Source organism: Bradyrhizobium sp., from assembly GCF_019242285.1.
Classification (GTDB): domain Bacteria; phylum Pseudomonadota; class Alphaproteobacteria; order Rhizobiales; family Xanthobacteraceae; genus Bradyrhizobium.
This window is the reverse complement of sequence record NZ_JAFAVV010000593.1, coordinates 1-2617: the sequence shown is the minus strand read 5'-3', so window position 1 is coordinate 2617 and position 2617 is coordinate 1. Positions and strand designations below refer to the sequence as shown.

Annotated in this window: 3 protein-coding genes; all 3 read left to right on the top strand. The window is 63.6% G+C overall.

Annotated elements, in window-relative coordinates; genetic code table 11:
- The coding region (locus JOY90_RS24225; RefSeq protein WP_291693638.1) for an ABC transporter ATP-binding protein at positions 1 to 714 on the top strand (714 nt) is incomplete at its 5' end.
- A gap of 34 nt (positions 715 to 748) precedes the next feature.
- Positions 749 to 2071, top strand: a complete 1323-nt coding sequence (locus JOY90_RS24220) for an ABC transporter substrate-binding protein (RefSeq protein WP_291693637.1) — start codon at positions 749 to 751, stop codon at positions 2069 to 2071.
- A 65-nt stretch (positions 2072 to 2136) separates the two neighbouring features.
- On the top strand, positions 2137 to 2617 hold a 481-nt coding region (locus tag JOY90_RS24215; RefSeq protein ID WP_291693636.1), incomplete at its 3' end, for a carbohydrate ABC transporter permease.

The following is a 2617-nucleotide window of genomic DNA, read 5'->3' as shown; positions in this document are numbered from 1 at the left end:
CGCGTTCTCAACCTGACCAACTATCTCGACCGCCGTCCCGGCCAGCTCTCGGGCGGCCAGCGTCAGCGCGTCGCCATCGGACGCGCCATCGTGCGCCAGCCTTCAGCCTTCCTGTTCGACGAGCCGCTTTCGAACCTCGACGCAGCCCTGCGCGGCACCATGCGCCTCGAAATCTCGGAACTGCACCAGCAGCTCAAGACGACCATGATCTATGTGACCCACGATCAGGTGGAAGCCATGACCATGGCCGACAAGATCGTGGTCATGCATGACGGCATCGTCGAGCAGATTGGCTCGCCGCTCGAGCTCTACGACAAGCCGGAGAACCAGTTCGTCGCCGGCTTCATCGGCTCGCCCGCGATGAATTTTCTCAAGGGCAAGGTCAAGGTCAACGGCGCCGCGGGCTTCGAGGGGCCGAATGGCGTTGCGCTGCCGCTCTCCACCGCGCCTTCCAGTTCCGACGGCAGGCCTGCGGTCTATGGTGTGCGGCCCGAACATTTCACCATCGCCGATGACGGCGCGGAGGCCGAGATCATCGTAGTCGAGCCCACCGGCTCGGAGACGCAGGTCTTCGCCAAGCTCGGCGGCGAGCAGGTGGTCGCGGTGTTCCGCGAACGGCATCAATTCAATCCGGGCGACAAGATCCGGCTGAAACCAGATCCGACGCTGGTCCACCTCTTCGACGAGGGGACCGGCAAGCGGATGAATGCTTGAACGACCAAAAAATACTTAAACGGGAGAAACGACGATGCACGACTTGACCCGCCGCGCGCTGCTTCAGGGCGGCACGGCGCTCGCCGCCGGCGCGGCGCTGACCGGACCTGCGCTGCTCGACTTCGCCAGGGCCTGGGCCGAGACCGCGCCCTGGAAGCCGGAGCCGGGCGCCAAATTGACCCTGATGCGCTGGAAGCGCTTCGTGCCGGCCGAGGACGAGGCCTTCAATGCCATCGTCGCCGCATTTTCCAAAGCGACCGGCACCGAGATGAACGTCTTCAGCGAGTCCTTCGAGGACGTGCAGCCGAAGGCTTCGGTTGCGGCCAATACCGGCTCCGGTCTGGACATGGCCTGGGGTCTGCACACGCTGCCCCAGCTGTTTCCGACCAAGGTCCTGCTCATGAACGACGTCGCCGATTATCTCGGCAAGAAATATGGCGGCTGGACCGACGCGGCCGCCAAGACCTGCAAGCACGGCGAGGACTGGCTCGGCATTCCCGTCGCGACCGTCGGCGGCTACATGACCTACCGCAAGTCGGCGACCGACAAGGCGGGCTTCAAGGACTTTCCGAAGGATTTTCCGGGCTTCCTGGAAATGTGCAAGGCGTTGAAGGCCAACAACACGCCGGCCGGCTTCGCCCTCGGTCACGCCACCGGCGACGCCACCGGCTGGCTGCACTGGGTGCTGTGGGGCCATGGCGCCTACACCGTCGACAAGGACGACAAGGTCGTCATCAATTCGCCGGAAACGATCAAGGCGCTGGACTATGCCAAGGCGCTGTCCGACACGTTCATCCCCGGCGTCGCTTCCTGGAACGATTCCTCGAACAACAAGGCGTACCTCGCCGGCGAGCTCTATTGCACGTCCAACGGCATCTCGATCTACATCGCCGCCAAGGACGACCCCACCAAGAAGGAGCTCGCGGAAGACACCTACCACGCGCTGATGCCGGTTGGTCCGATCGGCAGGCCGACGGAGCTGCAGCTCGCGGTCCCGATCCTGGCATTCAATTTCACCAAATCGCCGAACGCCGCGAAGGCCTTCATCACCTTCATGCTGGAGAAGGAGCAGTTCGACAACTGGCTGGTAGCCGCACGCGGTTATCTGACCCAGACTCTGAATGCCTATGAGTCCTCGCCGATCTGGACGGCCGACCCGAAGAATGCGGTGTTCGGGCAGGCCTCGAAGCGCGCGCTGCCGGCGTCGGGCATCGGCACGCCCGGCGAGAAGGCGGCGACCGCGATCGCCGACTTCATCGTGGTCGACATGTTCGCCAACTACTGCACCGGCGCCAAGGACGCCAAGGGCGCGATTTCGGAGGCCGAGCGGCAGTTGAAGCGGATCTATCGCGGCTAGCTTGACCGTGGCGCGGGCGGCGGCCGGCGCCGCCCGCGCTGTCTCAACACAGTTGGATGGTGCCCATGGCTGACCTTGCCCTCGCGCCGCAGCGCGCCAAGTCGGAAATCCGCGAAGCGACCGCCTGGGACCAGCTCAGGCACAACCGGAACTGGCTCGGCTTCTGGTTCATGCTGCCGGCCCTGGGTTTCCTGATCTTCTTCCTGGCCTATCCGTTGGGGCTCGGCATCTGGCTGTCGTTCACCGACGCCAAGATCGGCCGCATCGGCGAGTTCATCGGCACCGAGAACTACGAGTGGCTGTGGGACGATACGATCTTCTGGTTGTCCGTCACCAACACGCTGCTCTACACCTTCGTCGCCAGTGCCTTCAAATTCGCGATCGGGCTCTATCTCGCGCTGCTGTTGAACGAGAACATGCCGTTCAAGGCAATGCTGCGGGCGATGGTGCTGATCCCCTTCATCGTGCCGACCGTGCTGTCGGCACTGGCGTTCTGGTGGATCTTCGATTCGCAGTTTTCGATCATCTCCTGGTCTTTGAAGCATC